Here is a 3,133-nt window from a genome sequence, read left to right as displayed (position 1 = left end):
AGGTGGCAAACCTGTGGAGCCCGTACCTGACCATGGCCGAAGGAATCAAGATCGCGGCCCAGTCCTTCACCACGGATGTCTCCAAACTTTCCTGTTGCGCATCCTGACCTTGACCCCGGCCCCCGCCACGCCGGGAGAAGGAACCGCCATGAACCACTGGCTTCATCCAACTCACCGACCGTCTGACCTCACCGGACAGCGGCATCGACCGCGCACTCTCGCTGCCGGCATGTCGGGCTGACGGTTTGAGACCATGCCCGTGCTTTACCGAGTCACGAGACCGGACGGCTGCTGCTGACAAGAAACTGAGATACATGTCGAACCACCTTGAAAGAAGGTGTTGCTTCGATCAACAGAATCCGGTGGGGGATACGCGGGACGCTCAAGACCATGACCAGGCTGCTGATCGGGTAGTGGATGAGCTCACCAGTTTCCGTCTGCGACCCCACCGATCCCTTTGGCAGGCTCCTCTTCGATGTCCTGGACGCGCCGCCCCTGAACAAACGATTTCAATGTCAGTCCGCGGGTGGAGTGCGGTGCGGATGTTCGTGGCGCTGCGGAGAATGCCGGCCAGGGCCGTCCACAGGCGCTTGCCGGCATCGCGACGGGCCGCTGATGAGGCGGCCTGATTAGGCGAGGGAGAGGAAGAGCTTTTCCAGCTCTTTCGGCCCCATGCTTGCATCCTTTTGGACGATGCACTGTTCAAGCCCGGTGGCAATGATGGCGAATCCGGCCGGGTCGAGGGCCTTTGAGACGGCGGCGAGCTGGCCCTGTGTGCGCTTTTGGCGGTTGATGACCGGGGTGAGTTGTGTGGGATTCAGCTCCAAGGGACCCTCCAGAAAAGATCGCGGGCGTCCTAACGGCCTATACCCCCCCAGGGTGTTTTGACTACCCCCGGGGGTATCTGTAATATCGGTGGGGTATTCACCCACCCCCTTCCGAGAGGCCTTCAATGACGTCCCTTTCCAAAGCAATCGCCGTTAAGGCACTTGCCCCGGAGACCCTTCAGTCCTGGTTTAGAGAGCACCGGGATTTGGTGGTAATCGATGTGCGGTCCGCCGCGGAGTTCGAGTCCATGCATATCCGCGGCTCCTACAATGTGCCGCTGCCGTTGCTGTCTGAGCACACTGACGAGCTCGCCGCCCGGCTGGGTTCGCGAGTGGTTCTGGTCTGCCAGTCCGGGGTACGGGCCGAGCAGGCCCGCCAGCGCATGGCGACCGTTGGCTTGGACACCGCTTACGTCCTCACCAGCGGCGTTCCTGGCTTCGACGCGGCCGGCGGCGACGTGGTCAAGGGCAAGGACCGCTGGGACCTTGAGCGCCAGGTCCGCCTGGCCGCGGGTTCCCTGGTGGTTCTGGGCCTGGCCGGGGGCAGGTTCGTCTCCCCGAAGATCCGCATGCTGGCCGGCGCCATCGGCACCGGCCTGACGTTCTCGGCCGCGACCAACACCTGCGCCATGGGCAAGGCCCTCTCGGCCATGCCGTGGAACAAGGCAGCCACGGAGCCCACCCGAGAAAGCGCCATCCTGCAGCTTCCCGTTCCGGCCGCAGAAGAGGACGCCGCGGCATGATTCCGGCCCTGGGTCTGGGGCTCGTCGTCGGGATCGTCCTGGGCGTAGTGGGCGGCGGCGGGTCGATCATCGCCGTTCCAGCCTTGGTGTACGGGATGGGCATGAGCCCGGCGCAGGCCATCCCCACCTCCCTGCTGGTAGTGGGGGTGTCTTCGCTGGCAGCCCTGCTTCCCCGGATCCGGGAGGGCCTGAACTGGCCCGTGATCGCATTGGTCGGGGCCGCCGGTATTCCGGCGGCCTGGGCCGGCGCGGCCGTAGGCAAGCTGCTGGATCCGAACATCCTGATGCTGGGGTTTGCCGTGATCATGGTGGCTGCCGGCATCCGGATGCTGATGAAGCCCCGCGAGTCCGAAGGGTCCTGCAGCACCGGCCCCCACCGGGCTTTCCGGTCCTGCGCCCCGAAGGCCGTGGCGGTGGGCCTGCTCGTAGGATTCCTCACCGGACTGCTCGGGGTAGGCGGGGGGTTCCTCATCACCCCCGCGCTGACCATCTTCCTGGGCCTGCGGATGAAGCAGGCTGTCGGAACCTCCCTGGCGATCATCATCATTAACTCCGCCGCCGGCTTCAGCGCCCACGCCGCCGGCTACACCATCGACTGGGCCACCACCCTGGCGTTCGCGGTCCCGGCAATCCTGGGTTCCGTCCTCGCCGCCCGCCTGGCCCGCCGCCTGAAGGACAAGCACATCCGCATATCCTTCGCGGTACTCATCTTCGCGGTCGCGGCGTGGGTTACCGCCGGCACCCTCACCGCCTGACATCACCCAACAAGTACCGCAGGGATCCAGAAATCCCGATACGTGGTCGCCCCGTGTTCCTCTGGCGTGCGCTCCGCCTCGTCCGAAGGGCAGCTCGCAGCCAAGGGGGCTCCCCACCACCTAGGCCCTGGCCGCCGCAGCGAACATCACCTCCATCCCCACCCTGATGGCCTTCAAGGACAACACCCTCGTCTTCTCCCAGCCCGGAGCACTCAACGCCGCCGGACTCGAGGAAGTCATCCAAGCCGTCAAGAACCTGAACGTGGACAGATTTGAACGAGCTAGCCGGTAGGGAATCCGATTAGGCTCCTGCATACTTGCAAGATACCCCTAGGGGTATATACTGGATTGAGAACTGAACCTCCCGATCCCCTTTCACCTGAAGGAGAACAACAGATGCTTTTCGAGCGCATTTACGACGAGGACCTTGCCCAGGCCAGCTACCTGATCGGCTGCCAGGCCAACGGCACGGCAGTTGTGGTCGACGGCCGCCGCGACATCGCGGTTTACCAGGACCTGGCTGAGAAGAACGGCATGAAGATCGTGGCCGTCACCGAGACCCACATCCACGCCGACTATCTCTCCGGCACCCGCGAGCTCGCTGCCGCGACGGGCGCGAAGATCTACGTTTCCGGCGAGGGCGGGCCGGACTGGCAGTACGAATTCGAGGGTGAACGCCTGTACGACGGCGACGCGATCACCGTCGGCAACATCAGCATCCAGGCTGTTCACACCCCGGGCCACACCCCGGAACACCTGTCCTTCCTGGTCACCGACGGTGCGTTCAGCGACCAGCCCGGCTACCTGC

General features: G+C 64.5%; 4 protein-coding genes and 1 pseudogene. 4 read left to right on the top strand and 1 reads right to left on the bottom strand.

What is annotated here, in order from left to right:
• Positions 1-629: 629 nt before the first annotated feature.
• Positions 630-827: a metal-sensing transcriptional repressor gene (locus QK290_RS18325; RefSeq protein WP_282332092.1), complete on the bottom strand. Its 198-nt coding sequence runs from the start codon at positions 825-827 to the stop codon at positions 630-632.
• A 125-nt stretch (positions 828-952) separates the two neighbouring features.
• Between QK290_RS18325 and QK290_RS18320 the strand changes: the two genes are divergently transcribed.
• The 4 genes and pseudogenes from QK290_RS18320 to QK290_RS18305 form a co-directional block, all read left to right on the top strand.
• Positions 953-1,570 (top strand): rhodanese-like domain-containing protein, encoded by a 618-nt coding sequence (locus tag QK290_RS18320; protein WP_282332091.1) that lies wholly within the window; start codon positions 953-955, stop codon positions 1,568-1,570.
• A complete protein-coding gene (locus QK290_RS18315) occupies positions 1,567-2,325 on the top strand; it encodes a sulfite exporter TauE/SafE family protein (RefSeq protein ID WP_282332090.1) in 759 nt (252 codons plus the stop codon). Before QK290_RS18320 ends, QK290_RS18315 begins: the two co-directional genes overlap by 4 nt.
• 124 nt (positions 2,326-2,449) lie before the next feature.
• Positions 2,450-2,617 (top strand): annotated as a pseudogene (locus tag QK290_RS18310) (thiol reductase thioredoxin); the annotation flags it as partial.
• A 104-nt stretch (positions 2,618-2,721) separates the two neighbouring features.
• Positions 2,722-3,133 (top strand): MBL fold metallo-hydrolase (locus tag QK290_RS18305; protein ID WP_282332089.1); only part of this gene is annotated, 412 nt, incomplete at its 3' end.

Source organism: Pseudarthrobacter sp. AL07, assembly GCF_029960665.1.
Lineage (GTDB): Bacteria > Actinomycetota > Actinomycetes > Actinomycetales > Micrococcaceae > Arthrobacter.
Note: the sequence above shows the minus strand (reverse complement) of the source record. Positions and strands in the feature narration are given on the sequence as shown.

Excerpts from the sequence above, each read along its gene's own strand:
- QK290_RS18320 (WP_282332091.1), top strand. The coding sequence starts at position 953 with ATGACGTCCCTTTCCAAAGCAATCGCCGTTAAGGCACTTGCCCCGGAG.
- QK290_RS18315 (WP_282332090.1), top strand. The coding sequence starts at position 1,567 with ATGATTCCGGCCCTGGGTCTGGGGCTCGTCGTCGGGATCGTCCTGGGC.